Annotated in this window: 3 protein-coding genes; 1 reads left to right on the forward strand and 2 read right to left on the reverse strand. The window is 57.6% G+C overall.

Features of this window, described 5'->3' with window-relative positions:
• Window positions 1–74: 74 nt before the first annotated feature.
• Together ACR0IO_RS22825 and ACR0IO_RS22830 are read right to left on the reverse strand one after the other, a co-directional pair.
• The gene (locus ACR0IO_RS22825; RefSeq protein WP_480745111.1) at window positions 75–812 is read right to left on the reverse strand and encodes a GNAT family N-acetyltransferase; all 738 of its coding nucleotides are present in this window, start codon (window positions 810–812) and stop codon (window positions 75–77) included.
• Between the two features lie 28 nt (window positions 813–840).
• Window positions 841–1,335, reverse strand: a complete 495-nt coding sequence (locus tag ACR0IO_RS22830; protein WP_480745113.1) for an outer membrane protein assembly factor BamE — start codon at window positions 1,333–1,335, stop codon at window positions 841–843.
• Between the two features lie 171 nt (window positions 1,336–1,506).
• Here ACR0IO_RS22830 and ACR0IO_RS22835 point away from each other — a divergent pair, with 171 nt between their 5' ends.
• Complete coding sequence (locus tag ACR0IO_RS22835) at window positions 1,507–2,157, forward strand: YceD family protein (RefSeq protein WP_480745115.1); 651 nt, start codon at window positions 1,507–1,509, stop codon at window positions 2,155–2,157.
• Window positions 2,158–2,174: the final 17 nt, after the last annotated feature.

Genomic DNA, 2,174 nt, shown 5'->3' on the forward strand with positions numbered 1-2,174 from the left:
GGGGAACGGGGGCAACACTTCTGCCGCTTGGGGGCACATGGGCGCTCAGCCGCGCTTTGGCCCCCTTGCACCGCTTAGCGCGCCAGACGCAACAGCCGCGCGCGGGCGGGCGGAACGGCGGCAATCTCTAGCCCTGTGAACACATGCAGCGTGTTCAAATCTTGATCAATCACAGCATGATCGCTGACCCACCCCCCCAACATCAAATAACTGCGCAAAAGCGGCGGCAGCGTTGCCATTGCCCGTTTCAGATCGGGTTTGAGCCGCAGCTTTGCCGCGAATGGAAACACATGGGACGACTTGATCTGAGGCCGCCATCGGGCGGGCGCAATATGGCGATCACGCAACAGCGCAAAGGCATCATGATAGGGCAGCGCATCCGTACCGCGAAAAGACGAGCAACCAAAGAGCAGCTTGACCCCGATCTCATCCACATAGGCGGTCAATGCCCCCCATGCGAGACGCAAGATGTCCGGGTCATGCACCTCTGGCGCAAGACAAAAGCGCCCCATCTCAACCATTGGCCCATCAAAATCTGACAGGGGCGATAAATCGTAAAACTGCGCCGAATAACTGGTCTGCAAGGATGCCCCATCGGGCAGGCACATCAGGCGAAAGCAGGCGACCAATTCCCCCGCTTCCTGCGTTTCAATGAGGATATGGTCACAAAGCGCATCATAGGGATCCGCATCTAGACCCGCCCCATCTGCCCCACCGCGAAAAGCGCGGTGCCGCAGGGTTTGCGCGGCGGTCACATCGGCGGCGGTTTGGGCCATGCGCAGCCGATATTTCCCCGCCACCTTCTCGCGCATGATGCACCTATGTTACGCAGACAAAGGATTAATTGTTGGCGTTGACCAACTCACCCACATTGATGCGGCCAAAATTACCCATAACCTGACGGAAAATCGACACTTCACGGATCGAGCTTTCCGTAACGCGGCGCGAAATATCGACAATCTGACCATCGGCAAGCGTGTAGGTTTCCACATTCGACACGGTGCCGTTATCGGCAAAGGACACGGCCACGATATTGCGGCTCACAATTTCGGGCGCCCGCCATGCATAGCTGCGCACACTATATTGCGAATAGAACCATGTGGTTTCGCCAATCACGCCGTCACCAGCAGGGCAGCCAAGGGTTTGCCCGAGGCTGTCGCGGGTATCCTGACCGATGGTGATGGCATCCAATTCTTCTTGCGGCGGGATAAAGCCATGGTCACGGAAACTTTCGGTGCAGCCAGACAAAGCCAATCCAAAGGCCACTGCAATCACCGCTGCACGCACCCGCTTGCGCCCCATGCGTGCCTGCGTGCTGATCCGAAGTTCTGCCATGCCCATCTTCCTCACCCTAGCGCCAGCTTCCCTTCTGCGCTTGGGCGCAAACATTCAGGCATGGCGTCTGTCTTCATTTGGGCTTAACTTACAGTGACCAACAGAGCAAGCATTGCAATCGCGCGACCCTCATTTTCGAGGGGAAATTGATCAGAAACTTGAGGGGAGATCATGTCAAACGCCAGCCCACGCCCTGATCTTTTGGCATTGGCCGAACTGCGCCGCGCAGGCGGCAAAACATTTGCCTTGACCCCCGATGCGGATGCGTTGCGCGAGATTGCAGATGATCTAGAGCTGCGTGCGCTGCGCAAACTGCGCTTTACAGGCAAAATTATGCCCGAAGGCAAAAGCGATTGGCGCCTTGAGGGGCAACTGGGCGCAACAGTGACACAGGCCTGCAGCGTCAGTTTGGCGGATGTGGTGACGCGGATCGATACCGACGTGTTGCGCCGCTATATCGCAGATTTCACGGCGCCCGAGGCCGAAGAGGCCGAGATGCCCGAAGACGACAGCATCGAGCCATTGCCAGCAAAAATTGACCTATATGCCGTGATGACCGAAGCCTTGGCATTGGCCCTGCCCGATTATCCGCGCGCACCAGATGCCGCAGCCGAGGATGACGCCGCCGATTTGGTGCATATTTACAGCGCAAGCCCCCCCAATGCGGGCCCAGTAGAGGCGGAGGTTGAGCCCTCCCAAACCGCAAACCCACTTTCTGCTTTGCAAGAATTACGGGATAAATTGGTGCAATCCCCCGCAGACAGTGGCGATGCGGGCGCAAGCAAAAACACAGGCAGCCCCGCCAAAAACAGCAATAAATAACCGCAAACAAACGCAAA

The sequence above is a fragment of the Ruegeria sp. CE12 genome (assembly GCF_056537525.1).

What these genes read in the sequence shown, in the direction of transcription:
- ACR0IO_RS22835 (WP_480745115.1), top strand. Translation starts at nt 1,507, where the DNA reads ATGTCAAACGCCAGCCCACGCCCTGATCTTTTGGCATTGGCCGAACTG.
- ACR0IO_RS22830 (WP_480745113.1), bottom strand. Translation starts at nt 1,335, where the DNA reads ATGGCAGAACTTCGGATCAGCACGCAGGCACGCATGGGGCGCAAGCGG.
- ACR0IO_RS22825 (WP_480745111.1), bottom strand. Translation starts at nt 812, where the DNA reads ATGCGCGAGAAGGTGGCGGGGAAATATCGGCTGCGCATGGCCCAAACC.